Below are 26,799 nucleotides of genomic sequence, written 5' to 3'. Positions count from 1 at the left end.
AGCAAACCTATCTGGATATGTGAAAGAAGACAAGGTTCAAGTACCAAACAAAGCACAATACAGAGTAGACCTTCCAAACAAACCAGGTGTAACAAAAGACTCAAACGTAGTACCAGTAACACCACCACCATCTGAGCCAACAAAACCTAATATTGTTAAAACTGTTAATAATAAACAACAACAAGTATTGAGAAAAATTGATGAAGAATTTGTATACAGAATTTCTACAACAATGCCAGAAAATGCTGAACAGTTTAACATATTAGATAAACTAGAAAGTGTTCTAGAATTTAGCGGTAAAGCTGAAGTCAGAGTGAATGGTAAGAAAGTTGATGCACAAATTACTCAAGATAATGGAGAATTAAATGTAGAATTTAAAGGTGATTTTGTTAAACAAAATGGTGGAAAATCTATTGATATAGAATTTAAAGCTAAAATCACTAAAGATGCAGACTTATCAAGATATGAAGATTTAGGATATGCGGTACCAAATGAAGCTCGCTATATTGTAAATAATAATCCAAAAATTACTGGAAAAACGCCACCAGTATTTGTCACACCACCACCAACTAAGATAGTACCACCAAAACCAGGTAAAAAATCAATTAACTCAGAAAATGGTGAGGAGAATGAAACTCTTAGAGAATTAAAAGTAAATAATGAAGTATTTAGATACGACATTAAAGAGCGCTTAGGAATTAATCAAGACTACAAACAATTCGCTATTAGTGATGATTTAGAAAAAGTACTAGATATTCTTAAAGCTGAGGTTCGAATCGATGGTGAAAAAATCGATACTATAGCTGTAGATAAAGAATTAGCTAAATTAAATGATGAACTAGCTAAAGTTCAAAATAAACTTCAACAAGTTGAAGGGAAATCTACAGTAAGTAAAGATGAAAGTAATTTAGAAGTTAAATTATCAGGTAAAAAACAACAGTTGGAAACAGTAAAAGCTAAGCTGAAATCTGAAAAAACTAAAGAAAAAGTTGTTGAACTTAATAAAGAACAAGCACTTCTTGAAAAAGATATAGCAACATTAACTGGTAAATTATCTGAAAAACAAAATACAGCCAAAAATACTAGTGTGGATAAAGAAAAACTAGAGAAAGCTGTTCGTGATTTACAAAAACAAATTAAAGATTATAAAGAATCAGATAAGATTAAAGCAATTGAACTTCTAAATAATGCATTATCTACAAGAAATGATAAGAATACTATAGATAAAGAAGTGTTGAAAAAAATCGGAGATTTAGTAATTAGAGATAATACGGTAGTATTTGAGGTTACAAATAAAGATATCTTACGATTATTAGAGGGTAGAGAAGTTACATTATCAATTTATGCTAAGATAAAAGATAATGCAGATTTATCTAAATATAAAGATGGAAATGTGATAAATGTACCTAATGAAGCTAAGATAATTTTTGATCATAAACCAAAAACTACTAATAAGGTATATGTAGTACCAAAACCTAAAAATCCGACACCACCTCCAGGAGAGGTTCCACCAACTCCTGAGATTCCAAAAGAACCAAAACCTAAGAAACCAATACCAAAAACTCCAACAACACCAACACCAAAAACTCCAAATCCAACGCCTAAAGTGGAGAAACCATTGGTGAAAACAGGAAGTACAACAACAAGTACAGGATGGTTAGGAGTATTAGGATTAATAGCTTTACTATTTGTAAGAAGAAATAGAAAAGATAAATAATATATATGCACTTGATTTGAAATAAATCAAGTGCATATTATATAATTATAGTAAATGTGATATTTTTTGCATAAAAAATATAAAAAACTAATAAATAAGAGAGGGAGGATTATAGAATGAAGAAAAGTATTATAATAATAACAAGTATATTTATATCTATATTGGTAGTAGCAGTATTTATATTTGTGAATGAGAATAAGACTCAAAATTCTGGTAGTAATAATATATCAAGTAATTATCAAAAAGTTGTTGATAAGAAATTACCGAATATCACAGTGTATAATAAGGAAAATAAGGAAATTTCAATAGAATCAATAACTTCAGGTAAGCCAGTCTTTATAATGTATTGGGCAAGTTGGTGTCCTGACTGCCAAAAACAGTTACCAATTATTAAAAAATTATATGATGAATACAAAGATAGAATAGAATTTATTTTGATAAATATTGCTGATGGAGAGAGAGACACACAAGATAAGGCTCTTTCATACTTAAAAGACAAAAAATACGATTTCAACTATTATTCAGCTACAGAAAATGCGATTGATTTATTAAAAATTAATACTATTCCTACAAAAGTAATAGTAACCAAAGATGGAATAGTAAAAAATATTGATACAGAAAAATTTTCATCATATGAAAAATTAAAAAAAGATATAGAAAGTTAAATGTAAAAAATTATAATTGTTAGAATTAATGAATAATAAGAGAATGGAGTGTGATTTGATTAAAATCACATTCTATTTTTTTATAATAATTTTAAGTATTAGATTGTATGAAATTTAGAGTAACTGGAAGTGAATTTTAAACCTATTTATAGATTAATTAATAGTTTTATTGAAAGAATACCAGCTGCAAAATATTTTATAATAATAATTTGTATAAGTATTTAATTGATGAAATTATAATATTATAAAATGAAGTGATAAAAATATTAATTATTTAATAAAAATTATTTTCATAATTACTATAAGATTATGAGTGGCAAAATATTAATAATATAGTTGTAATTATTATTATTTTAAATAGGTGAGAAAAAGGTGTTTTTATTAAAAGTTTTATGTTATAATAACTTTGGAAATGATTTAAGAAAGGTTAGAAGATTAGATAGAAGATAGAGAAATTAATTTTTAAAGTTATGAATTTTGAGACTGTGTAATTATATATAGTTTTTTTATTTTATTTGAATTTCGTATCTGATCTTAATTGGGAAAGGTAATGTATGAAAAATTATTGATGAAAACAGCGTTACTTGCAGGAAAAATTTTAATGGAAAATGGTGCTGAAGTTTATCGAACTGAAGATACACTTGAGAGAATAATAAGAAAAGGAGTAGGGGATGAAAGGACAGATGAATATTATACCCATGTAACATTAACAGGTATATTTATTCGCATAGAAAATATTGGAACGGATTTTAGAAGAGTTGGAGATAGGACTTATAATTTAACGAAAACGACAGCAGTTAATACATTATCAAGAGCATATACCTCTGGGCAAATTAGTTTATTGGATATGTATGATGCTTTAAAAAGAGTTCAGGCGCAGAAAAGTCCTATAAAAGATTGGTTTAAGGTATTGTGTTCAGGAGTTCTTAGTGGTAGTATTGTACTAATCTTTGATGGTAGTTTTTGGGATGTAATACCAGGAAGCATAGCAGGCGCAGTTGCATTCTATGTTTATGTGAAAGTTATAGGATATTTAAAGGCACCGTTTATATCTGAGTATATTAGCACATTTGTAGGTGGAGTAGCAGGATATTTAGGATATATTCTTTTAAATGGTCAATCGCTAAGGCTTGCTATGATTGGGGCAGTAGTTCCTTTAGTTCCTGGTATTACAATAACTAATTCAATGAGGGATATTATAGCTAAGCAGTTTATTTCTGGAAGTATAAGATTTATTGAGACTTTTTGTGTTGCGTTTGCACTCGGAGCAGGTATTGTAACAGTTTATTATATAGTTCGTCTATTAGGAGGTACATTATAATGATTACACTATTAAGTCATAGCTTATTATTACTATATCATTTTGTTTTTAGTTTTATATCATCGGTATCATTTGCGATTATTTGTGATGTTCCTAAAAAAACTTTAGTAACAGGAGGAGTAATTGGAGCAATAGGATGGTGTGGATACTGGGAAATGTGGAGTCATGGACAAAGTGTCTTTATGTCTAGTTTGGTTTGTTCATTACTTTTAGCAAATATAAGTCAAATTTGTGCTATTAAGTTTAAAAACCCACTAACAGTTTATTTTGTGCCTGGATTAGTACCGGTTGTTCCAGGAGTAACTATTTACGATGCGTTTAGAACACTATTATTAGATGAATATGGAAATTCCGGAAAAATATTTTTAAATAGTTTTTATGGGGCAGTAGGATTAGCGGTTGGTATAATAATAGCTGATTCAATATTTAGGGTCGTATTGAATCCTTTATTACAGAAAAAAAGATAAATTAAGATATTTAAGGGAAGTAATATATATTGGAATATTAGTATTTCTCCTTATTATATAAATATAATTTTACAAAATTTACATAAAATATATTAATAAATTATTCGTAATATACATGTTGATAATGGAATAATATTCGGATTTTCATGGAAGATAAGGATAAATTATACAGCTTAATAAAATATAGTATGTAAATTGCCCGTACTATAACTAGTATGTTCAAGTAAGTCGTAATAAATACATATAAATTTTTTCAAAAAACTATTGACAGATAAAAAATAACTTGTTATACTTAATCACAAGTTAATGATTCACACGTTGATAAGATAAGTAAAAGTGAAAGATGGTAAAGAGAGTCTCGGTTGGTGAAAAGAGATCGTATTGGAAACTTTGAAAATGGTCTTTGAGTGTTAATGGTCGAATAATTAGACCTTTACGGGTGAGCCCGTTATAGCTTCAGGGTATAACATCATTCTATTTTGGTGCGTACTTTTTGAGTTGATATTTGTGAGAATATCATAAAGTAAGGTGGTAACACGTAAATTATTAGACGTCCTTGCAGAAGCAAAAGCTTCTGTGAGGACTTTTTTTATTTCTCAAAATAATCACAAGAATTCTTAACTTAAAGGAATAATATAAACATTTCGGAGGAAAGAAGCATGTCAGAATTACTAAATATTTATAAAACTTTAAAAAATAAAAAATGGGTTAACTTAAGCCACAAAATCGATGAAAATTCACCTAAGTTCCCAGCGCTACCTGCGTTAGAAAAAGAAAATGTCTTTACTTTAAAAGATGGATTCTATGTTCAAAAATTCTCAGTTGTTGGACAATATGGAACACACATCGATGCGCCAATTCACTTTGTTGAAGGCGGACGTTGGTTAGATGAAATTGAACTTAAAGATTTACTATTACCTTTATACGTAATAGATAAAAGTAAAGAAGTAGCGGAGAATAATGATTATGTAATTACTAAACAGGACATTCTTGACTTCGAAGCTGAACATGGTGAAATATTACCAGAATCATTCGTAGCATTTAGAAGTGATTGGTCAAAACGTTGGCCTAGCTATGATGAGATTAGAAATCTAGATGAAAATGACGTTCAGCATACTCCAGGGTGGGGAAGAGATGCACTAGAATTCTTAATTAAAGAAAGAAAAGTTAAAGCTGTAGGTCATGAAACATTAGATACTGACTCAGGAGTTACAGCAGCTGCAGAAGGACTTATTCAAGAGTACTATTTACTAGAACAAGATATTTACCAAATCGAAGTTTTAGCAAATCTTGATCAAGTACCAGCGACTGGAGCATTAATCTCAATTGCTTATCCAAACTGGACAGAAGCAACTGGATCTCCAGTAAGAGTAGTAGCGATATTACCAGAAGACGAATAGTACGGTCTTTATAAAAAAGTTTGAGTTTATGAAAAAAATAGATGTTAGAAAAGAAGAAAAGTTTGAAGAGAAAAGTAACTAGAAGTTTATAATAAGATCAAAATAATAAAGTCAGAAGAGTAAAACAAAAAGAGAAAATAAATTAGTTAAACAAAAGGAGAAAAAATATTATGTGTCAAGGATGTCAAAATAAAGTAGTAGAAAGAGCAGCGTATAGAGTAGATCACGTGGGGTCATTCTTAAGACCTAAGGAGTTAGTAGAAGCTCGTGAAAAATTCTCAAAAGGAGAACTATCACAAGAAGAATTAACAAAAGTAGAAGACAAAGTAATTACTGAATTAGTTGAAAAACAAATAGCAAATGGACTAAAAGGAGTAACAGATGGAGAGTTCCGTCGTGCATACTGGCACCTAGACTTTTTCTGGGGACTTAATGGTGTAGAACACGTTCAAGGAGAAAAAGGTTACCCATTCAAAGGTATTGAAACTAAACCAGATACAGCAAAAGTATCAGGAAAAATTAGCGGAGAAAATCACCCATTTGTAGCACACTACAAATTCTTAAGAGACCTAGTAGCTGATAAAGAAGGTGTAACTGTAAAATTAACAATTCCATCACCATCACAACTATACTTCGAGTTAATTCGTACAGAAGATCACATCAAAGGATATGAAAAATTCTACCCAACATTCGAAGAATTAAAAGATGCGATTGTAGCGGCTTATAAACAAGTAATCGCAGACCTTTACAACGAAGGACTACGCGTATTACAATTCGATGATTGTACATGGGGGGCATTAGCTGACGACGGATTTGCGAACCGTTTCCGCGATGCACGTCCTTTAGAAGAAGTTCGTAGAGAATATGCAGCACGTTGTTTAGCATTAAATAACGAGGTTATTGAAGGAAAACCAGGGGACTTAGCAATCAATACACACGTTTGTCGTGGTAACTTCGCTTCTAAATGGATTTCTCAAGGAGGATACCAAAACGTTGAAGACGAGCTACTTGCTGGAGAAAACGTAAATGCATACTACTTAGAATACGATACAGATCGTGCAGGAGATTTCAAGCCACTAGCAAAAGTTGGAAAAGATAAAAAAGTTGTTTTAGGATTAATTACATCTAAATTTGCAGATTTAGAAGATAAAGAAGAAGTAATCGCAAGAATTAAAGAGGCTAGCGAATACGTACCATTAGAAAATATTTACTTAAGTACACAATGTGGTTTTGCTTCTACAGAAGAAGGAAACGTAATTACAGAAGAAGATCAATGGAAAAAAATTGCCCTAATTAAAGAAATCGTAGAAGAAGTTTGGGGATTAGAAGAATAATAATATTTAAGTATACTGAATTAAAAGAATTATATAATTAAAATAAATGATAAAAGTAAGCACATAAATTGACATTTTTATCTATAATACAGTAAACTAAACTAGCATTGATTTCATTCGTTCAATGTTAAATAATATCTGGTTTTATTATTCTTATTATGAAATATAGTCTATTTAATCAATACATGAGTAGCAATGTAAGTCTCTCACTGTCGAATAGACAAATGTATTTAACCATTATTAAATAGGGGGAACCAAAATATTTTGTAGTTAGAAAATAGGACTTAAAATCAAGGAGGAAAAAAGAATGAAAAAAAACAAATTGTTTATAGGAGCACTAGCGTTAGTAATGAGTGTTGTAACAGCATGCAGTTCAAAAACGCAAAACACAATTACCACTTCTCAAGATAAAGATACTTTCACGTATGCTATTAGTGATGATCCATCATCAACTAACCCAATCAAGGTTAGTGACCGTTGGGGATTAACAATGACTAATATTATCTACTCACCATTAATCAAAGTTAATGGAGATGGTTCAAAAGAATATGCCTTAGCAGAATCTACTGAACTTGCAAAAGATGGTCTTAGCTTAAAAGTTAACTTAAGAAAAGATGTAAAATGGTCTGATGGACAAAAATTCACAGCTGACGATGTAGTTTTCACTTATCAAACAAAAGCTAAAAAAGAAAATGGAAACTTCAAAAACTTATGGATTGGTGATAAACCGATAACTATTGAGAAAGTAGATGACTACACTGTAGTATTTAAGTTCCCAGAACCAAGCGCAGCTGCGGCAAATAACATTGCGAATGAAACTTACATTATTCCAAAACACGTTTATGGAAATGTATCAGATTTCTCAGTTAAAGAATTAAAAGAAACACCAGTAGGAACTGGACCATACAAACTAGTAGAAAACAAACGTGGAGAATACATTAAATTTGAAGCGAATGAAAACTATTACAATGGTAAGCCAAAAGTTAAAAATGTAGTACTACGTATTATTAAAAGTGCTGATACTACAAAAGTAGCATTACAAAAAGGTGAGGTAGATGCAGCATATGTATTACCTGCTGCAATTAAAGATTTAGATTCTAAAAACATCGATACTTATCCTTACAGTGAAAACCGTATCGGATACTTAGGACTAAACACAAACACAGATGAATTAAAAGATGTTAAAGTTAGACAAGCTATTTTATACGCATTAAACAAAGAAGATATGAATAAAGCAGCTTATTTAGACAGTAAATACTACCAAAATCCTTATTCATTCTTACCACCGAAGAATCCATTCCATACTGATGATGTAGAGAAATATACTCAAAATATTGAAAAAGCAAAATCACTATTAAAAGAAGCTGGAGTTTCTAACTTGAAACTTAACTTAGGATATGCAAGTAACGATGCTGCAAATACTATCCAAGCAACATTCATCCAACAACAATTACAAGCAGTAGGAATCAATGTAGAGCTTCGTGGTGGAGATGAAACAGCTATCTTTACAGAGTTAAGAAAACCTGGTTCTAAAGCTTACAACCTATTCTTAGGTGGATATATCATGGGTAACGATCCTGATTTATACTCTAAGCTATTTGGATCAAATGGTACTTCAAATTACTTCCAATACAGAAGTGAAAAAGTTGATGGATTGTTCAAACAAGGTGCAGCTGAATTAGATGAAACTAAACGTAAAGAAGTGTACAAAAACCTTCAACAAGAAATTGCTAACCAAGCATACCTATACCCAATCGTAGATAACCAAAAAATCTTAGCGGTTAACAAACGTGTTGGAAATGTTAACGATGCTAAGTTAGTACCAATCTACACATTTGATGATTTATCAAAAATTACTCTTAAATAGTAATAGTAGTGGAAAATAAAATATAGTGTGAGGGGGAGTACGATAAAATCCTATTTATAATAAGATTTTATAGTATCTCCCTCGCTTTTATTAGTTTTAAGGGGAATGTTTATTTATAATTTATATCAAAAAGATTTGTGATAAATTATAAATGAATTTCATAAAAATATAGTAATTAAAATTTAAAGGAGATTGTATGATTCGATATATTTTGAAACGTATATTACAAGCAGTACCATTACTTTTAGTAATATCGTTTATAGTATTTACTTTAATACATTTAGCACCATATGATGCTATCGATGCACAGATAACGTCGAATATGTCACAAGAAGAAATTAATATTCTTCGTGAGCAAAGTGGGCTTAATAAACCATTCTTAATTCAGTATGTGGATTGGTTAGGGCAAATATTAAGCGGGAACTTCGGGCACTCATTAGTAACTCACAATAGTGTAGGAGAAGAAATCCTAGCGAAAATACCTAATACAATATCATTAGTATTACCAGCCTACATAACAGCACTAATAATTGCAATAGTACTTGGATTACTAGCTGCTGCAAACAAAGGTAAATGGCAAGATAAATTCATCGATGCTGTAGCTTCACTTGGAATAGCTACCCCATCATTTTGGATAGCGATGATATTCATTTATGTTTTAGGATACCAATTAAACTTATTCCCAATAATAGGGATGCACACAATTGGTAAAGAAGGCGATTTTGGTGATTTCTTATCGCACTTTATTATGCCTTATCTAACTTTAACAATCGTATTCTTCGCAGAACTTACACGTTATGTAAGATCTTCAGCTTTAAGTCAAACAAATGAAGAGTATGTAGTAGTTCAACAAGCTTTTCAAGCGACAAAAACTCAAATTTTCACAAGACACATTATAAAAAATGTGCTAATACCGGTAATTACACAAGTAGGTATGTCACTACCGATGTTAGTAACTGGAGCAATTATTACAGAAACAGTATTCAGTTGGCCGGGAATTGGACCTTATATTACACAAGCAACTAGAGCGTTAGATTATCCTATTATAATGGCAGTAATGTTATTATCAGCTACACTAGTAATAGTAGGTAATTTAATTTCAGACATACTGTATTCAATAGTAGACCCTAGAATTAGAAGAGGAGGTAAATAAGATGAAAAGATTTATTAAAATAGCTAAAAGTTCAAAAATTTATATTTTTTCACTTATTTTTATAGCGATATTAGTGTTTGTATCATTAATAGCACCTTTACTTCCTATTGATCCAGCGGCTACTGATGTAGCAAATCTATCTCAATCACCGAGCCTACAACATTTATTTGGGACTGATGAGGTAGGTCGTGATTACTTTATTCGTGTAATCTATGGAGGTCGTATTTCTCTTATAGTAGGACTACTAGCGATGGTGACTGCCGTAACAATCGGAACGATAGTAGGACTTATTGCAGGTTATGTTGGTGGAGTTGTTGATAGTTTACTTATGCGTTTAGTTGATGTATTATCATCTATTCCATGGTTAGTATTAGTAATTGTACTTAGTGTATTTTTAAAACCAGGAATTGGTTCAATAATTATAGTAATAGGATGTTTTTCTTGGATGCGTCTTGCGAGGTTAGTTCGTGCAGAAACTTTATCAGCAAAAGAATACGACTACGTAGTATACAGTAGATTTAGCGGTGTAAAAACTATCTCTATATTAAAGAAACATATTATTCCAGCTATAATACCAACTTTAGTAGTAGCAGCAAGTGCTTCAATAGCAAATGCAATAATGACAGAAGCGGCGCTTAGTTTCTTAGGACTTGGTATTCAACAACCTATGACTTCTTGGGGAACACTTCTGCAAAATGCACAACAAAGCTTACAACGTGCACCTCATATGGCAATTATCCCTGGATTATTTGTAATGTTAACAATTTATTCATTTAATAATATTGGTAACTTATTTACAAAATATATTCAAAAGGAGGGAGAATAGTATGACAAACATAGTAGAACTTAAAAATTTAACGGTTAACTATAAACCTAATAAAGAAGTAGATAAAGAACTAATACACGGCATTGATATTAATTTTAGAAAAGGTCATATTACAGGAGTTGTTGGTGAATCAGGAAGTGGAAAAAGTATCCTGATGCGTAGCATAATGTCTATTCTTCCTAACAATATTTTTGATAAAAATGATAAGTTTTTCTTTGATGGAAAGGAAGTTAAGAGTGGGGAAAAATTACCAATCTCTATGATTTTCCAAAATCCTATGACTTCACTAGATCCAGTTAGAACTATTGGTTTTCACTTAATAGAAGTAATAGAAAGATTTCAAAATAAATCTAAAGAAGATGCGAAAAAATTAGCTATAGAGCAACTTGAAAAAGTAGGAATTCTTAATGCGCCTCTTAGAATGGAACAATATCCACACGAATTATCTGGTGGTATGCGTCAAAGAATATTAATTGCTATGGCATTACTTGCTGATCCTAAGTTATTGGTAGCAGATGAACCTACAACTGCTCTAGACGTTACGGTTCAAGCACAGATATTATCTCTTATTAAGAAATTACAAAAAGAAACAGAACTTAGTGTAGCACTAGTTAGCCATGATTTCGGTGTAATAGCTGGAATGTGTGACTATGTGTATATTATGTATAGAGGTAGAGTTGTCGAAAAAGGAAATGTTGAAGAAATTTTCAGCAATGCACAACACCCATATACAAAGCAACTTCTTGCAGCAGCAAGATTAGAAAATACTAATAAAGAACTGCTAACTGTTGATTATAAAGAAGATGACAAACACTATACCTGGCAAAAACTTAGCGATACTCATGAGTATCTGAAAGAGGTGGAGTAATGAGCAAAGAGTATTTAAAACTAAAAAATGTACGAAAAGTATATAAGTCTAAAGGAATGGGCAAAGAAGTTAAAGAAACTATAGCTGTTAATGACATTAGTTTAGATATTTATAAAGCAGAGACTTTAGCTGTAGTAGGGGAATCTGGAAGTGGAAAGACTACCCTAGGTAAGGGAATTTTAAATATAGATCCATTCATATCAGGAGATGTTTTTGTAGAAGGTAATGAAAAATCTTTAACAAAAATGTCGAAAAAAGAACTTGCAGAAGTTTATAGCAAGATGCAAATTATTTTTCAAGACCCATATTCATCATTAAATCCACGAATGAGTGCTTTAGATATAGTTATGGAAGCTTTACACAAAGAGGATAAAGAAACTGCGAAGAAAAAGGCGTTAGAAATTTTAGAGTTTGTTGGAATTTCTAATGAAGACGCGCTAAAATTATCTAATGCTTTTAGTGGAGGGCAACGTCAACGTATCGGTATTGCTCGTGCAGTCGTAACAAAACCAGACTTCATTCTATGTGATGAACCAACTTCTGCCTTAGATGCTTCAACACAAGCACAGGTAATTAATTTATTAAAAGATTTACAAGAAAAATTCTCTCTAACATATTTATTCATCTCACATAACTTAGGTGTAGTAGAGTATATCGCAGATAGAATAGCTGTAATGTATAGAGGTAATCTAGTAGAATTAGGAACAACAGCACAGATTATGAAAAATCCGCAGCACGTTTATACAAAATGTCTTCTAAACTCTATGCCGATTATTGATCCGGTAAGAGCAAGAAAGATGTTTGAAGAATTCGAAGTTAGTGCAGAAGAAATAGTAATAACTGGCAGTGAAAAATTCGAAGAAGTTGAAGAAGGGCACTTTGTGTTGAAATAAAAATTCAAATACCAATCTCAAAGAATAGAAGATCTAACTCTTGAGGTTGGTATTTTTCAAATAATTTGAAACAGATTTTGACAGTAGAGAAACTTTGGAGTAAAATAATAATATTATTACATAATATGGAAAAGAGGAGCTATTATGGCTAAGAAAAAAGAATTAAAAACAAATGCTATGCGATTTTTAGATGAAAATGGTGTAGAATATAATCATTTTGAATTTGATGCAGAAAGTGATGCTGCGAAGACTGGTGTAGGAGTAGCTGATATTATCGGGCGCGATCATAATCAAGTATTTAAAACAATTATGACTACAGATGGCAAAGGTAACTACATTGTAGGAGTACTTATGAGTGAAGACAGTATAAACTTTAAGAAACTTGCCAAAGCAGCAGGTGTGAAAAGTTTATCAATGTTACCACTTAAAGACCTGACAAAAATTACAGGATATGTAAAAGGTGGATGTTCACCATTTGCAATGAAAAAACTATTCCCGACTTTTGTAGATGAGAAATGTCGTGAAGTTGAAACGATTATTATCTCTGCAGGTAAAGTAGGTCACCAAGTAGAAGTAAAACCAGAGGTTTTAGAGAAACTTATCGGTGCTCAAGTAGTAGACTTCAAAGCTGAATAATATAAGTAGAATGACTTTAGATAATGATGTGCTTTCTTGAAATTTAGAGCAGATTTATATTTAAAGTCATTTTTTATAAAACTCATCATAAAAAGGTTCGCGTCGTTAAAAAAAGTAGTATAATAGTAGTGAAATAAATAGTTGGGGAGGTCAATACTTATGAAAAAAAATATTAAAATAGGAGTAATGAGTTTATTATTAATACTGCTTCCAGGAAGCCTAGGAGTTGGTACAGTCTATTCTTCAGCAGGTGGAAATGCTAATGTGAATGAAGAAAATACAACATATTAAGAAAATAATGCAGTTGGAGTAGATAAAAGTCCAATTGTGAATAATTCTGAAAATACTGGAGAGAAGATTTCTAAAAGTATTCCTTATGACTATCCTGTAGGTTCAACATATCCAACAAGTGTAAATTATAGTCAATTTTATGATGGGCGTGGTTGGGCTTCAGGTACATTATACTTCAGTGATATTTATCCAATAGGGAATGGTAAAGTACGTGTTTGGTATTATGGAGAATTAAGCTTAAAATAATATAATAAAGTCATTTACTAAAGGTGCCTTAGAGTGTGTATTACTCTAAGACATTTTTTTTTGAAGTAACTCAAAAATCGTATTTTCAGAGAAATTGATTTTGTCGAATCACCCTCGTAAATTTTATTAGATATCTAAAGAGAAATTATATATAAAGAAACAGCTAAGTTTAGACTTTTTTAATATAGACCATTTAGGTCGGTTTCTTAAAAAATTAGATATTATTGTTGAAAAAAGATAATAATTCTCCCTAAAAATTGCTGGAAATGCATAAAGTAACAATATTTACGTCAATTGAAAATGTATTGTAACATAATTGAAATAGTTTAGATATTCTAATGAAACGTTGTTTTGATATAATCTTAAGAGTAAGGAGGCGTGGTATGTTATTTGATACACATGCGCATCTAAATGATGATGCTTATTTAGAAGACTTAGAAGAAACTATTGCTCGTGCGAAAGAAGCGGGAGTAAAATTAATAAATATAGTTGGTTTCGATGATAAAAGTATAGAAAAAGCACTGGAAATCACAGCTAAATATGACTTTTTATATTTAACAGTAGGTTGGCACCCGGTAGAAGCAATTGACTTTACAGAAGAAAAATACGAAATGATTAAAGAAATTGCTTTAACTAATGATAAAGTAGTAGCCATCGGTGAGATTGGTCTAGATTATCACTGGGATAAAAGTCCAAAAGATATTCAAAAAGAAGTATTTAGAAGACAAATTCAACTAGCAAAAGAAGTAAACAAACCAATAGTAATTCACACACGTGATGCTATGGCAGATACAATACAAATTCTTCAAGAAGAAAAAGCTAGTGAAATCGGTGGAATAATGCACAGCTTTTCTGGTTCTGTAGAAAGCATGAATATTATGTTAAAAGAGAACTTCTATATTTCATTAGGTGGACCTGTAACATTTAAAAATGCAAAAACACCTAAAGAAGTAGCCAAAGCTTGTCCATTAGATAAGTTGTTAATTGAAACGGATTGCCCGTACTTAACGCCAACACCATATAGAGGAAAAAGAAATGAACCTGCATATGTGCATTATGTAGCACAGGAAATTGCAGATATCAAAGAAATGTCTTACGAACAATTAACAAAACAAACATTTAATAATGCATGTACGTTGTTTGGATTAGAAGAAAAAAAGGAGATTGATTAATAGAATGAAATTAGGTAGAATTATTGCAGCAGCAGCAACATCAGGATTATTATTATCAGGAGCTTTTGTAGTAGCGGAAGAATACACAGGACATAATGTTTTCGCTGTAAATTTAGATAATGGTAGTAAAATAGAATTAAAAGCTAAAAAAGGGACAGTAAGAGAAGTTCTTATTGCTAATGATATTCCTTTTAGTGCTGATGATAGAGTAGAACCAGGACTAGATACAAAAGTAAATGGTGGAGAAATTATTAATATCTACAAAGCTCACGAAGTTACAATTGTTGATGGTGATACGACTACAGTAAGAAAAACTACTTACAAAAAAGTTGAAGATATTTTAAATGAATTAAACATTACTGTTGGTGAGAAAGATGAAGTTACACCAGCACTAAATAGTGAAGTAGCTACAGTTGATACAATTAAAATTGCAAGAAGTGGAAAAACTACTGAAGTAAAAAAAGAGATAATTAAATATGAAACAAAAGTAGAAAAAGATGATTCTAAATATGTAGATGAGAAAGTTACAAAAGTTGAAGGTAAAAATGGTGAGAAAGAAGTTACTTATAACGTTGTGAGAGAAAAAGGTAAAGAAGTATCTAGAGAAGTTGCATCTGAGAAAGTAATTACTGAAGCTACAGCTGAAGTTGTTGTGGTGGGAACTAAACAACGTCAAGCGGCTCAACAGCAAGAAGTAGTAGCTCAACAATCATATTCAGCACCTGCTCAATCATATTCATCAGCTGGTGGTTCAGTAAGGTTATCAAATGGTAATACAGCAGGAGCAGAAGGAGCTGCTGCAGCTCAAGAGATGGCTCGTCGTACAGGAGTTTCAGCTTCTACTTGGGAACATATTATTGCACGTGAATCAAATGGACAAGTGAATGCTAGAAACGCTTCAGGAGCTAGTGGATTATTCCAAACTATGCCAGGATGGGGATCTACAGCAACAGTTCAAGATCAAATTAATGCAGCTACTCGTGCATATAAAGCACAAGGTTTATCAGCTTGGGGAATGAGATAATAAAAAATAATAAAAAGGCGATAGGTTTATATCAATCTTCAAAAAGTTAGATTTTTTTCTCTAACTTTTTGGGGGCGGTATGTGATCGTCTTTTTTATTTTTTTGTTTTATTATTTTTATTTGTAAAATAGTAGCCTAGAGTTCCACCTATAGCGCCACATACCATACAAGTTATTACTACTATTGAAATATATATTTTTATGCTCTCTTTTTTATTTAGTTTGGCTTAACAAAATTGATTTCTTTGAAATCAAGATTTTTGAGTTGCTATCCAATACACGTGTTGCCACTTTTCACTTATAAGGTACCATAAATAAAGGGATAAAACAATTCTTATAATAATTAGGAATATATGATATAATAAATTTTATAACGTGTTTAAATAAAGAAGAAAAATCTAAGTTATATTGGATAAACACATCTTTAAAGTAGATGTTTTTAGTGAATTCAAAGTTATAACTTAGATTTTTTATTTTATATTTTCTTTTCTACTAGTTTGAATGTTATGAATGATATAACTGAGCAAACTACGATTGCTATTGCACTAGAGTGGAAGATATTTCTAATTCCGACTAATGGTGAAATAACACCACCTAAGAAGAATGGTACAAATCCAAAGAAAGCTGAGGCACTTCCAGCACGCTCACGCTCTAAACTCATAGCGATAGCAGAACCAGCAGGTAAAATAAATCCTAATCCTAGTAAAAGAAGGAAGAATCCTGCTTCGATAAATAGGAAAGGCAGTGTAAGAGTTAGTGCAACTGCAAGATAGATACTAACTAATAACATAAGTGATAACCCTAGTTTTATACTAACTTTCTCTTTGAAATTACCAGAACTCTTGCTTCCTAAAACTATAGCAAAACCGTTTAGACCAAAGCATAAGCTATACATTAATGGACTTAAGTTATAGTGAGTTTGTAGGATGAAGGGTGATGCTGCAATATAGGCGAACATAGCAGCTAAGGCAAATCCTTGAATAATAACAAGAGCAAAGAATATTTTATTTTTTGCAATATGTATAATAGAATAATATGTCTTAGTTATTGGAAGATCTAAGCGTTTTTCAATGGCTAAAGATTCTTTGAATTTAAAGCTTACAGCTAATAAAACCACACCGATTATCGCAAGTGTAACGAAAATTCCTCTCCAGTCTGTAAGTTCTAGTAATAAACTTCCTAGGATAGGAGAAAGAATAGGTGCTAAGCCGTTAACAGCCATAAGTAGGGCAAAAAAAGCGGCTAATTCACGTCCGTTGTATAAATCTGTAGAAATTGCACGAGAAATAACTACTGCTCCTGCAGAAGATACACCTTGGATAAATCGTAATACTATCATTGTGTATACATTAGGAAAAATGATAATAGCAATAGTACTTATTAAATAAACTATTAAGCTGATTATTAATGGATTCTTACGACCGTATTTATCACTAATAGGTCCGATAAGCAGCTGTCCCAATGCAAGTCCGACCATACTACCTGTTAGAGTAAGTTGAATAGTAGAGGTACTAGCATTAAAAAACTCACTCATATAAGGTAATGCGGGTAAATATAAATCTGTAACAAAAGGCCCGAAAGCCGATAGAGTTCCTAGAAAGAGAACTAGAAATAATTTAGAATTTTTTTTCAGTGTCATGTTGACTCCTTTCGATTATTTAAGCAATATTACCAGATTATAGCATAAATAAATTTTTTTCGTAAGTTTTTTTTATTTAATCTAGTATTTTTTTATCTATACAAAAGATATCATCGATAATTTGAATCGAAAAATATTTTACTATTTTTTTCTTTTATAAATAATTAAGTAAGTTAATAGTAAATATATTAAAATTATATTTAAAAATATTATTTTGTATTCAGTTATAAAAGAGTATAATAAAAATTAGCCCTCTCTGAAACTGTTATATAATAGAAATACATCTGTTAAAATATAAGTATAAAGAGAAAGGAATATATAAAGATGAAAAAAAATTCAGAAAAGTTTAAGCATCCGTCGGGTTTGTGGCTTGTTAATGTAATGATAGCTATTCAGAGTTATGCTTCATATGCCACATCAGGTTTCCTTATATTGTTTTATACTTATTCGGTTGAACAGGGTGGATTAGGTTTAGATAAGACATTTGCAGGAGATGTAATGGCATATCTTGGAACAATTGGATCACTCTTGCCACTTCTTGGAGCATATTTAACTGACAGATATATTGGTATGCAACGTGCTATTCAATTTGGTATTTTATTTAATGCTATAGGAACACTATTTACAGCATTTGCACATGGAAGATTTTATGTTTTTTTAGTTGGTGTAATTATAAATTCAATTGCTGGAGCATTCTTCCGTGGTAATTTATCAGCGATTGTAGGGGAATTATATGATGAAAAACAAGTGTCGATGAAAGACGCTGCATATAGTATTTTTTACACATTTGTAAATATAGGAAGTTTACTTGGTCCTATTATTGGTGGGCTTATCTATCAAGATTGGGGAGCTACAAAAGGAGCAGATGGAAAAATTGCAGTGTATGGATTTACACCCGCATTCTTAATGGTTTCAATTTGTTTATTTATAACATTTTTATTATTCACATTTGGTAAAAATAAATTATTAGGAGATGCTGGAAGATATCCAGTAGGTAAAAATAAACATGAATCAGCAGAAGAGAATAGAGCTGACCTGAAAGGAACAAAATATGACAAAGGACGTCTATATGCAGCTATTATAATCTTTGTATTCTCTACAATATTCTGGTCTGCATATTTCCAAACACAAACAACAATAACGCTTATGACAGATGAACTTGTAAATTTAAATGTGTTTGGATTTAATATGCCTATTACATGGTTAGTATCATTTAATGGATTCTTATGTATAGTACTAGCACCATTATTTGGATGGTTTTGGATGAAGAAAGCAGAAAAAAATAATGACTGGAAAGTTGCTACAAAAATGGGTTGGGGAATGTTGCTAACTGGATTAGGATTTGTATGCTTTGTGCTAGGACTCCAATCATTAGGAGGAAAAGTAGATGGTTCAATAAAAATGAGTATATGGTATGTATTAGGGGGATATTTCGTATTAACAGTAGGAGAGTTATTAGTATCACCAATAGGAATGGCATTATTCAGCAAGTTATTACCTAAAAAATTCGCGGCTATGTCAATGGCAATGTGGTATTTTACGTATGTGGTATCTTCATGGATTACTGGTAAAACAGTAGGTTGGACTGAAACATGGGGTTATGAAAAAGTATTAACTATAATTGCAATAATCATGGGAGTATTGGGAGTAATACTGTTTATTATAGGTAAACCTCTTGAAAACCTTATGGCTCTTAATAAAATTGGAAAAGAAGATGAAGAAGAGTTAGTAATTTAAAAAGTTTAATGTTAGACAAAGTAAAACTGACTTAAGAGAAATCGTAAAGATATTCTTAAGTCAGTTTTATTTTGTTTTAAAATCGATAGAATCGATATTTGCGATTAATTTATTTTTTATAAACCAAATTAATGATACTACATAAACCGTATATGTAAAAAATAAAAAGCTAGAAAATAGAGTAATCTTAGAGTTTTTTAATAGTAAAAAATTTATTAAGATAATTACTATATAAGTTATAAAAGCAACTACTAATCTTCGAGTATTCTTTTTAATCCAGTTATTGTATTTTGTATGTAATTCGGCTCTTTTAATTTCTATATCCATATAAAAATCCTCCGAAGTATATATAAAATTATAACAAAATAAAAGTAAAGGTGCAATAAAATATATATAGTGTGAAAAAGTGAATAATATTTGTATATATTGCTTAATTATGTTGATTGAATACAAATAAATATGGTATAATTAAGTTGCCATATTATACACAAAATAGGAGGTATTATGTCTTATTCAAGAGATTATATATTTGAAAAAATAATAGAAAAACTACCTACCTTAAAAATTCATGAGAGGCGAGAAAAAGAAAGCAGTGTTTTTATTTTAGAATATGAAGATCGCCGTGCTAAAGTTGATATAGATAGTTTTGTAAGGAAGTTAGGAGATAAGAAAACTAGCGAAAGTGACAAGAAGATAGAAGAATTTGTTTACTATATAGTAGGGAACTTCAATGCACAAAAAGGACTTTCTATAGATAATATAACTGAGAACGAATTATTGGAAAATATTTTTCCAGTGGTTCGAGCTAGTAGTTTTAACAAAGATAATGAAAAAAATCTTGTTAGCTTTGATCATACAAATGAAACTAGAATATATTTAGCTTATGACTTTAAAGGTGGTTATAAATTATTAGATGGTAGTTTTTTAAGTAGATTTTCTAAAACTGAAGAAGAATTTTTAGGATTTGCTAAAGATAATTTAAAAAAACTACCGCTTAAGTATAATGTGGATGAAGTTGTAGGAAATAAATTCTATTTCCTAAATGCGAAAGATGGTTATGATGGGACTAGAATAATCGACAAGAATGTTTTGAATCATTTTTATGATAAAATAGGTGGTTCCTTTTATGTAGGTTTACCTCATCAAGATACATTGATAATTGCAGATGTACAGAATAAACAAGGACTAGAAATTCTACAAAAAATGATGGTGCATTTTTTCACAGAAGGTCTGGTACCGATAACGACAATAACGTTTAAATACGATGGAAAAAAACTAGAGAGTTATTTTATTTTTGTAGAATAACTTTAAAATTAAAATTTATTATAGGAGAGAGATTCATGTTATTTTTTTACAATAAGAAGATGTTAGGAGAAACATTATTAATTACTATTCAAAGTAAAGAAGAGGTAACATACGAAGATAAGAAAAATATTACACTAATTAAAGATGAAAATGGTGCTTTAGTAGGATTAAATATTTTTAATGTTGAGAATTTAAAATTAGATGGAGAAGGTAGTATCGATTTAACAGAAGATCAAAAAGAGATTCTTCAAAAACGATTAGAAAAAAATGGAATCAAAATTGATTTAGAAGGTAATAATGATGAGTTCTTCGTAGTTGGGGAAGTTTTAAGTTGTGAAAAACACCCAGACGCAGATAAATTAAAAGTAACAGAAGTAAAAGTTAATGAAGAAGAAACGCTACAAATCGTATGTGGAGCTCCAAATGTAGAAGCAGGACAAAAGGTAGTAGTAGCTCTAAGCGGAGCAATGATGCCAAGTGGTCTATTAATTAAAAAATCAAAACTACGTGGAGTAGAATCAAATGGTATGCTGTGTTCAAAACGTGAACTAGGTTTACCGCAAGAAGAAGCAAGAGGTATTTTAGTATTAGATGCAGATACTAAAGTAGGAACTCTTGTGAAAGATTTAAATCTTAAATAAAATCTAATTAGGAGGTGTAAAATATGGTGAATTGGAAAAAGTGGTTTTTAGAAGACGATGAAGATGAAATATATGAAGAAAATACAGCTGAAAAAGAGAAAAAAGATGATTTAGCTGAACGTAGGGAAAAAAGAGCTGAAAATAGAAGAAAAGAGAGAGTTTATCTTGATGAAGATGAGGATTTTGAAATAGATTTCAGTTCTAATAAGACTAAAAAATCATTTGATGAGGATGAATTTAGTCCACAACGTAGTACTAGAAAAAGTAATGAGAAAGAATCAGAAAAATATGACGATTATGAAGAAGTTAATCTAGATGATTTTGAAGTAGATAACTACGATGACTTTGAGGGTTATGAAGAAAATTTTGAACAAGAAAAAAAATCTAAACAAGAAAATGGATTTATTTCTAAAATTAAAGGATTATTCAGTTCTAATAAAAAAGAAGATGAAGAGTTCTTGGATGATGAATATTTAGATGAAGAAGATGAAGCCGAGGATTATAAAACATATCTAGAACGTCAAAAACGTGAACAAAGACAAAATTCTAGAGTGGTTGAAGAAGACTACGATGATGAGTCAGAATATAAAAATGAAGAAGAACTTGAGAAAAAAGAAGGCTTCTTCTCAAGATTAAAAGATAAATTATTTAATGTAAGTGATGACGAGATTGATCAAGAAGAATTAGATGCAGTATTAGATGATTTTGAAGAAGAATTAGAAGAAAAGAAAAAATTTGATAAGAAAAAATCTCAATTTAAAGAAGAAAAAGAAGAAATAATAGAAGACGAACTAGAAATCGAATTTGTAGAAGAAGGGCAAAAAGAAACTTCTTTATTTGAGGAAATTGATATTACAGAATATGAAGAAAAGGATGAGAAAGAAGAAGTATCAATAACTGAAGTAACAGACTTAGGGGATGCTTTAAAAAAACTAGGAGTAAAAAGTTCTGAAATACGTGATGTGGATATTTTTGATGAAAATCCACCAAGAAGAACACATCCAACACTAGCAGCCGTAAGAACTAAGAGATTAAAACAAGATTATAAAATCGATACCCTTGGGGATAGTGTGGTATTAGGGAAAGATAGTAGTGAACTGAAAGAGGAAGTTGCTAGCTCATTCAAAGTGAAAACCGAAGAAAACAGTGTAGTTGAAGAAGAAAGAGTTACAAAAAATAAAGAAGCAAGAAAAGAATTCGAAGAAAATTTTAATGTTCTTGAGAGAAAAAACGATAAAATAGAAAAAGATAATCCGTTATACGTTAAGAAAAACGAAAAATTAGATGATATTTTCGAAGAAATACGTGAGAAAGAAAGTAAAACTCATGAAAAGAAAACTCCAAAACTTGAGGTAAAAGAACTTGAAGCTGAGGGAAGTCGCCGTGATAAACTTAAATATACTTCTGTTCATGATGTTCTAGAAGGTGCATCAGATTTATTTGAAGATGATATCGATAAAGTTAGTAAAAAATTGGTTGGTAACAGATTTGAAGAAAGTCAAGAAGTTATAGCAGAAGTAGAAAACTTTAGAAAAGAATTACGTGAAGGTAAAAAAACAATCGGTTCAAAAGAAAAAACTGAGTTAGATGAATTAATCGAGACTGAGAAGATTGATATTTTCCCTAAGAAAGAAAAAACTTTACCAGAAATTGAAGAGTTGAATGAAAATCTAGAAGATTTAAGAAAAGATAAGAAAAAAGAGTCTTATATTGATTTAGTTGAAGAAGCGGATGAAATAGAAGATATTGAAGTTCAAGACTATGAAGAAATTAAAGACGTTAAAAAAGATAGATTATCAGGATACAGTGATTATCATCTAGATGAAGAAGAAATTGAAGAGTTAGAAGAACAAAATTATTTTGAAGAAACTACAGATTCAGTAGATATTGATAGTCTAATAAGAGAAGTATCACCAAATACTAAAAACATTAAAATAGCAAATGATGTAGATAAGTTTACTGATGAGAAAGTTGTTCCTAAAGAGGTTGTTCAGAAGAGAATAGAAGAAGCTAAATCTTATTTAGAAGAAAATGAAGAAGAAGTAGAGCGAGGAATTGATTATACTGAAAAATTATATACTAATGATGTTTCAGAGTATTTTGATAAAGGAAAAGGAACAAAATTAGGAGAATATAAAACAATTGATCATGGTTATAGACCTGTAAGTAAGGAAAAAATTGAGAATAATCAAAAAATATTAGATGCAATCTTCGAAAAATATTCTTCATCAGGAATATCAACATCAACTAAGTCAGTAACTGGTCAAATGATGAGTTCAAATACAATTACGCCAAAACCACGAAATGTAGGTAAATTTAAACCTTCACCAGTATATTCATCTGTATATGGATTAGCTTCACGTAATACATCAGAAAATCCTAAAAAGCAAGTTGGTATTTCAACTACAGGACTTTCAATAAATGATCCTATTAAAAAAACTACTCCAGAAGAAAAAAAGATAGAATCTAAAGAACTAGATACTGTTGTGAAAAAAAATGCTAATATCTATAAAGAAATAGCTACACAAGAAGAAACTGTTTGGAATATTGGCTCTGCAAAGCGTGTTCCTAAAAACAAGGTGAAAAATAAAAAGAAGTAGTTAATTAATATAAAAGAAAAGGTGCTGACCCAAAAGTCCTAAAATTTAACGAAGTATATATGAGAACTCATAGACCCAGTGGTTTATTGATATCTAAAATTGCTTTATAAAAGCTTTTTAGATATCTAATAAACTGTGCGGGGGTGACTCGACAAAATCGATTTCTTCGAAATCACGATTTTTGAGTCACTCCCTTTTATTTTTTGTGAAATTTAGATGAAAAAAATAGATTTAATTAAATAAAGAAAATTCAAGGAAATACATGGAAGTATTTTTATTAATCGATTACATATTCTCCAGGACTGATGGTGTTAACGATAGTTTCAAATAAAATAATTCCAACAACACTTAACATTAGACGAGAGCGGATTTTTTTTCTATTTTTTGGTGCATCATAGACTTTAATTAAATGATCACTCATTTTTGCAAGAGGACTATTGGTAAGACTTGTGATTGATAAAATAGTAGTTCCATTTTGTTTAGCTTCAAGAACGCAATCGTTAATAACATTAGTATCACCACTTAAAGAAAATACTAATATAACATCATTTTTTGTAGAAATATCAGGAATTCTTTTAATAGAATAGTGTTCAAAATAATCGTTTGACCAAAGATTAATAAGTTTTAGTTTTCTATTAAAATCACTCATAACCATGTAGCTAGAGCCACTACCAATACAAAAAATACGACGAGCATTAATAATTTTTTCTGCGAAAATATCGAAATCCTCTTGATTAAGTATAGACATTGTTCTAGAAAATTCAACGCTAAGCTGTTCTTTTAAAGAAAGGAAAGTAGAGGATGTTGAGTTTTTATTATTTTTAGCTAGCTCCTTACTTATTTTTAAATCGTATTTTAAATCGATAAAGGTATTATAACCTAATTTTTTACAAGCTCGAATTACGGTAGAAGATGAAACAAGAACAGCTTGTTTAATTTCTTTTAAGGTGGTATGTTCGATATTATCTTGTTTCATTAAATAATCGATAGCCTGTTGTTCTGAAATAGATAGTTTGTCATAGTTATTTTTTAAGTTATCAAAAAACATAAAGTTTCCTCCAAGAGTAAAATTTACTAGTAGATTTTCTTTTCTTTAGTCAGTATTATGTATCATAACATAAAAAATTAGAAAATAAAAGCTATTTTTAAAGCGGTTTACATAGTCTAGTAAAATTTTACTAAATTAGTAATTAATTACAAATAAAGAAATTTTTAGGCAAAATATAAAAAACCGTTTTCAAATCTGATATAATATGGCTATAAAAAATAATAAAAGGAGAAAAGGTAATGGCAAAGAAAAAAAATAAATTCGTCTCTGCTTTTGAGCAATTCGGACGTTCGTTCTTATTACCGGTATCTGTACTTCCGGGTGCAGGTATTATTAAAGGGATCGGGACAGCCTTCAGTAATTCAAACACACTAAAAATGTTCCCAATGTTAAAAAATGACATTATTCAATTTATTATGAAATTCCTAATTGTATTAGGGGATACAGCATTCAATAACTTACCGATTATTTTTGCGGTTGGGGTTGCTGTAGGTTTAGCAAAACGTGAAAAAGGTTCTGCAGCACTTTCTGGTTTACTAGGATTTATCGTATTACATTACGTACTTAACTTCCTATTAGTACAAAGTCACAAACTGGTAGACACTAGTAAATTATCAAGTAACGAAGCAAAATTAGCATTATCTAATGCCATGCAGACAAAAGTACTTGGTATCCAAACAATGGACCTTAGTGTATTTGGTGGTATTATCGTAGGTATAGTGGTATACTTCGTTCATAAGTGGGCTGTTAAAGTTCAATTACCAACAGTAATTGGATTCTTCAGTGGACCACGTTTCGTACCTATCGCAACTATCGTAATTATGTCAGCAGTAGCTACTGGATTATTCTTCGTTTGGCCTCCAGTACAAAAAGGTATCAGTGTATTATCAATCTTTATCCTTAAATCAGGACCTATTGGAACGTTCCTGTATGGTTTAGTAGAAAGAGCATTATTACCATTCGGTCTTCACCACGGTTTAAACTGGCCAGTTCGTACAACAGAATTAGGTGGGGCTTGGGAAATTGGTGGACAACGTGTAGTTGGTACAATCAACGCTTACTTAGCTTCATTAGCTGATCCAAATGTTCAGCACGTAGATCCAAGTATTACAAGATTTAACGGTGGTAAATTCGTTTACTTCATGTTCGGTCTTTCTGGTGCAGCTTATGCAATGTACAAAACAGCTGATGAGAAAAAACGTAAAGTTGTAGGTTCATTATTATTCGCAGCTGCTGGTACTTCATTCTTAACAGGTATCACAGAACCAATCGAGTTCACATTCTTATTCGTAGCACCAATTCTTTATGTAGTACACGCATTCTTAGCTGGTTCAGCATTATTCGTAATGCACATGTTAGGTGCAGGGGTAGCAACTCCAACTGGACATGGATTCATTAACTGGGTAATCTATGGAGTACTTCAAGGTCCTAAAACAGCTTGGTGGTTAGTACCAATCGTAGGTGTAGTTTACTTCTTCATCTACTATATCGTATTTAGATTTATGATTGTTAAATTTGACCTTAAAACACCTGGCCGTGAAGATGGTGATGAAGTTAAATTATCTAATAAAAATGAGGCTCGTGCTAAACTTGGTGTAGAAATCGCTACAATTGGTAAAGAAGAACCAAAAGCAACTGATATAACAGTTGATGGTGATGATGAAGTAATGGAAACAGTACAAAAAACACCAGAAGGAATTAGAAAACAAGCTATTGAGTTAATCAAAGCACATGGTGGTCCAGATAACATCGAAGCTGTAGATGCTTGTATAACTCGTTTAAGAATTAATGTAAAAGATAAGAGCGTAGTAGATCAAGAGCGTATTACAACGAAACTTGGAGCTATGGGATTTGCAGAAAGTGATATGCAAATGCAATCAATTTACGGATCTCATGCTAATGTATTAAAAATGGAAATCCAAGATATGCTTGGTATGGAGGAATAGTTTC

Annotated in this window: 24 protein-coding genes, 1 pseudogene and 1 other annotated feature; of the genes and pseudogenes, 22 read left to right on the top strand and 3 right to left on the bottom strand. The window is 30.8% G+C overall.

The genetic code is table 11. The features are described 5' to 3' along the window. From ACWOBP_RS06140 to ACWOBP_RS06060, 17 genes and pseudogenes are all read left to right on the top strand, one after another. On the top strand, positions 1-1,717 hold a 1,717-nt coding region (locus tag ACWOBP_RS06140; protein WP_455337943.1), incomplete at its 5' end, for an isopeptide-forming domain-containing fimbrial protein. A 116-nt stretch (positions 1,718-1,833) separates the two neighbouring features. After that, positions 1,834-2,382: a TlpA family protein disulfide reductase gene (locus tag ACWOBP_RS06135; RefSeq protein ID WP_455337942.1), complete on the top strand. Its 549-nt coding sequence runs from the start codon at positions 1,834-1,836 to the stop codon at positions 2,380-2,382. A gap of 550 nt (positions 2,383-2,932) precedes the next feature. After that, the gene (locus ACWOBP_RS06130) at positions 2,933-3,703 is read left to right on the top strand and encodes a threonine/serine ThrE exporter family protein (protein WP_455337941.1); all 771 of its coding nucleotides are present in this window, start codon (positions 2,933-2,935) and stop codon (positions 3,701-3,703) included. Then, entirely contained in the window at positions 3,703-4,170 is a 468-nt protein-coding gene (locus ACWOBP_RS06125) for a threonine/serine exporter family protein (protein WP_455337940.1), read from the top strand. Before ACWOBP_RS06130 ends, ACWOBP_RS06125 begins: the two co-directional genes overlap by 1 nt. A gap of 309 nt (positions 4,171-4,479) precedes the next feature. Continuing rightward, positions 4,480-4,731: a binding site (T-box leader), on the top strand. Between the two features lie 98 nt (positions 4,732-4,829). Further along, a complete protein-coding gene (locus tag ACWOBP_RS06120; protein ID WP_294683209.1) occupies positions 4,830-5,570 on the top strand; it encodes a cyclase family protein in 741 nt (246 codons plus the stop codon). 170 nt (positions 5,571-5,740) lie between these two features. After that, a complete protein-coding gene (locus ACWOBP_RS06115) occupies positions 5,741-6,904 on the top strand; it encodes a 5-methyltetrahydropteroyltriglutamate--homocysteine S-methyltransferase (protein ID WP_455337939.1) in 1,164 nt (387 codons plus the stop codon). Between the two features lie 307 nt (positions 6,905-7,211). Beyond that, positions 7,212-8,771 (top strand): ABC transporter substrate-binding protein, encoded by a 1,560-nt coding sequence (locus ACWOBP_RS06110; protein ID WP_455337938.1) that lies wholly within the window; start codon positions 7,212-7,214, stop codon positions 8,769-8,771. A 196-nt stretch (positions 8,772-8,967) separates the two neighbouring features. Next, positions 8,968-9,924 (top strand): ABC transporter permease, encoded by a 957-nt coding sequence (locus ACWOBP_RS06105; RefSeq protein ID WP_294683213.1) that lies wholly within the window; start codon positions 8,968-8,970, stop codon positions 9,922-9,924. Position 9,925: 1 nt separating this feature from the next. Next, complete coding sequence (locus ACWOBP_RS06100) at positions 9,926-10,750, top strand: ABC transporter permease (RefSeq protein WP_314395664.1); 825 nt, start codon at positions 9,926-9,928, stop codon at positions 10,748-10,750. 1 nt (position 10,751) lies between these two features. Beyond that, positions 10,752-11,618 (top strand): ABC transporter ATP-binding protein, encoded by an 867-nt coding sequence (locus tag ACWOBP_RS06095; protein ID WP_455337937.1) that lies wholly within the window; start codon positions 10,752-10,754, stop codon positions 11,616-11,618. Beyond that, positions 11,618-12,511 (top strand): ATP-binding cassette domain-containing protein, encoded by an 894-nt coding sequence (locus tag ACWOBP_RS06090; protein ID WP_455337936.1) that lies wholly within the window; start codon positions 11,618-11,620, stop codon positions 12,509-12,511. The genes ACWOBP_RS06095 and ACWOBP_RS06090 overlap by 1 nt, the downstream gene beginning before the upstream one ends. Before the next feature lie 144 nt (positions 12,512-12,655). Further along, a complete protein-coding gene (gene ybaK / locus ACWOBP_RS06085; protein WP_455337935.1) occupies positions 12,656-13,147 on the top strand; it encodes a Cys-tRNA(Pro) deacylase in 492 nt (163 codons plus the stop codon). Between the two features lie 159 nt (positions 13,148-13,306). Then, positions 13,307-13,438, top strand: coding sequence for a hypothetical protein (locus ACWOBP_RS06080; RefSeq protein WP_455337934.1), 132 nt, complete (start codon positions 13,307-13,309; stop codon positions 13,436-13,438). Positions 13,439-13,474: 36 nt separating this feature from the next. Next, positions 13,475-13,684, top strand: coding sequence for a hypothetical protein (locus ACWOBP_RS06075; protein ID WP_455337933.1), 210 nt, complete (start codon positions 13,475-13,477; stop codon positions 13,682-13,684). Between the two features lie 383 nt (positions 13,685-14,067). After that, positions 14,068-14,856, top strand: coding sequence for a TatD family hydrolase (locus ACWOBP_RS06070; RefSeq protein ID WP_455337932.1), 789 nt, complete (start codon positions 14,068-14,070; stop codon positions 14,854-14,856). A 4-nt stretch (positions 14,857-14,860) separates the two neighbouring features. Continuing rightward, positions 14,861-15,241 (top strand): annotated as a pseudogene (locus ACWOBP_RS06065) (ubiquitin-like domain-containing protein); the annotation flags it as partial. Positions 15,242-15,277: 36 nt separating this feature from the next. Then, positions 15,278-15,880: a G5 domain-containing protein gene (locus tag ACWOBP_RS06060; protein ID WP_455337946.1), complete on the top strand. Its 603-nt coding sequence runs from the start codon at positions 15,278-15,280 to the stop codon at positions 15,878-15,880. A gap of 474 nt (positions 15,881-16,354) precedes the next feature. Here ACWOBP_RS06060 and ACWOBP_RS06055 read toward each other — a convergent pair whose 3' ends face one another. Continuing rightward, the gene (locus ACWOBP_RS06055) at positions 16,355-17,518 is read right to left on the bottom strand and encodes a multidrug effflux MFS transporter (RefSeq protein WP_455337931.1); all 1,164 of its coding nucleotides are present in this window, start codon (positions 17,516-17,518) and stop codon (positions 16,355-16,357) included. A 324-nt stretch (positions 17,519-17,842) separates the two neighbouring features. Here ACWOBP_RS06055 and ACWOBP_RS06050 point away from each other — a divergent pair, with 324 nt between their 5' ends. After that, a complete protein-coding gene (locus ACWOBP_RS06050) occupies positions 17,843-19,255 on the top strand; it encodes a peptide MFS transporter (RefSeq protein WP_455337930.1) in 1,413 nt (470 codons plus the stop codon). A gap of 66 nt (positions 19,256-19,321) precedes the next feature. Here the strand turns inward: ACWOBP_RS06050 and ACWOBP_RS06045 are convergent, their stop codons facing one another. After that, the gene (locus ACWOBP_RS06045) at positions 19,322-19,582 is read right to left on the bottom strand and encodes a transporter (RefSeq protein ID WP_455337929.1); all 261 of its coding nucleotides are present in this window, start codon (positions 19,580-19,582) and stop codon (positions 19,322-19,324) included. Positions 19,583-19,759: 177 nt separating this feature from the next. Here ACWOBP_RS06045 and ACWOBP_RS06040 point away from each other — a divergent pair, with 177 nt between their 5' ends. From ACWOBP_RS06040 to ACWOBP_RS06030, 3 genes are read left to right on the top strand one after another with little or no spacing between them, the layout of a single operon-like run. Then, the gene (locus ACWOBP_RS06040) at positions 19,760-20,560 is read left to right on the top strand and encodes a DUF1444 family protein (RefSeq protein WP_455337928.1); all 801 of its coding nucleotides are present in this window, start codon (positions 19,760-19,762) and stop codon (positions 20,558-20,560) included. A gap of 35 nt (positions 20,561-20,595) precedes the next feature. Beyond that, a complete protein-coding gene (gene ytpR, locus ACWOBP_RS06035; protein WP_455337927.1) occupies positions 20,596-21,201 on the top strand; it encodes a YtpR family tRNA-binding protein in 606 nt (201 codons plus the stop codon). 23 nt (positions 21,202-21,224) lie between these two features. Continuing rightward, entirely contained in the window at positions 21,225-23,801 is a 2,577-nt protein-coding gene (locus tag ACWOBP_RS06030; protein ID WP_455337926.1) for a hypothetical protein, read from the top strand. 277 nt (positions 23,802-24,078) lie between these two features. On the opposite strand, the gene ACWOBP_RS06025 is transcribed toward ACWOBP_RS06030, so the two are convergent. Further along, the gene (locus tag ACWOBP_RS06025; protein ID WP_455337925.1) at positions 24,079-24,849 is read right to left on the bottom strand and encodes a MurR/RpiR family transcriptional regulator; all 771 of its coding nucleotides are present in this window, start codon (positions 24,847-24,849) and stop codon (positions 24,079-24,081) included. Positions 24,850-25,088: 239 nt separating this feature from the next. Between ACWOBP_RS06025 and ACWOBP_RS06020 the strand changes: the two genes are divergently transcribed. Continuing rightward, entirely contained in the window at positions 25,089-26,795 is a 1,707-nt protein-coding gene (locus tag ACWOBP_RS06020) for a PTS transporter subunit EIIC (protein ID WP_060914819.1), read from the top strand. Positions 26,796-26,799: the final 4 nt, after the last annotated feature.

The organism is Gemella parahaemolysans, assembly GCF_053758945.1.
This window is presented reverse-complemented; position numbering and strand designations above follow the sequence as displayed.

Coding starts and splice junctions, on each gene's coding strand:
- ACWOBP_RS06120 (WP_294683209.1), top strand. CDS start 4,830: ATGTCAGAATTACTAAATATTTATAAAACTTTAAAAAATAAAAAATGG.
- ACWOBP_RS06095 (WP_455337937.1), top strand. CDS start 10,752: ATGACAAACATAGTAGAACTTAAAAATTTAACGGTTAACTATAAACCT.
- ACWOBP_RS06105 (WP_294683213.1), top strand. CDS start 8,968: ATGATTCGATATATTTTGAAACGTATATTACAAGCAGTACCATTACTT.
- ACWOBP_RS06030 (WP_455337926.1), top strand. CDS start 21,225: ATGGTGAATTGGAAAAAGTGGTTTTTAGAAGACGATGAAGATGAAATA.
- ACWOBP_RS06090 (WP_455337936.1), top strand. CDS start 11,618: ATGAGCAAAGAGTATTTAAAACTAAAAAATGTACGAAAAGTATATAAG.
- ACWOBP_RS06110 (WP_455337938.1), top strand. CDS start 7,212: ATGAAAAAAAACAAATTGTTTATAGGAGCACTAGCGTTAGTAATGAGT.
- ACWOBP_RS06125 (WP_455337940.1), top strand. CDS start 3,703: ATGATTACACTATTAAGTCATAGCTTATTATTACTATATCATTTTGTT.
- ACWOBP_RS06040 (WP_455337928.1), top strand. CDS start 19,760: ATGTCTTATTCAAGAGATTATATATTTGAAAAAATAATAGAAAAACTA.
- ACWOBP_RS06055 (WP_455337931.1), bottom strand. CDS start 17,518: ATGACACTGAAAAAAAATTCTAAATTATTTCTAGTTCTCTTTCTAGGA.
- ACWOBP_RS06115 (WP_455337939.1), top strand. CDS start 5,741: ATGTGTCAAGGATGTCAAAATAAAGTAGTAGAAAGAGCAGCGTATAGA.
- ACWOBP_RS06135 (WP_455337942.1), top strand. CDS start 1,834: ATGAAGAAAAGTATTATAATAATAACAAGTATATTTATATCTATATTG.
- ACWOBP_RS06130 (WP_455337941.1), top strand. CDS start 2,933: ATGTATGAAAAATTATTGATGAAAACAGCGTTACTTGCAGGAAAAATT.
- ACWOBP_RS06070 (WP_455337932.1), top strand. CDS start 14,068: ATGTTATTTGATACACATGCGCATCTAAATGATGATGCTTATTTAGAA.
- ACWOBP_RS06025 (WP_455337925.1), bottom strand. CDS start 24,849: ATGTTTTTTGATAACTTAAAAAATAACTATGACAAACTATCTATTTCA.
- ytpR (WP_455337927.1), top strand. CDS start 20,596: ATGTTATTTTTTTACAATAAGAAGATGTTAGGAGAAACATTATTAATT.
- ACWOBP_RS06080 (WP_455337934.1), top strand. CDS start 13,307: ATGAAAAAAAATATTAAAATAGGAGTAATGAGTTTATTATTAATACTG.
- ACWOBP_RS06045 (WP_455337929.1), bottom strand. CDS start 19,582: ATGGATATAGAAATTAAAAGAGCCGAATTACATACAAAATACAATAAC.
- ybaK (WP_455337935.1), top strand. CDS start 12,656: ATGGCTAAGAAAAAAGAATTAAAAACAAATGCTATGCGATTTTTAGAT.
- ACWOBP_RS06050 (WP_455337930.1), top strand. CDS start 17,843: ATGAAAAAAAATTCAGAAAAGTTTAAGCATCCGTCGGGTTTGTGGCTT.
- ACWOBP_RS06020 (WP_060914819.1), top strand. CDS start 25,089: ATGGCAAAGAAAAAAAATAAATTCGTCTCTGCTTTTGAGCAATTCGGA.
- ACWOBP_RS06100 (WP_314395664.1), top strand. CDS start 9,926: ATGAAAAGATTTATTAAAATAGCTAAAAGTTCAAAAATTTATATTTTT.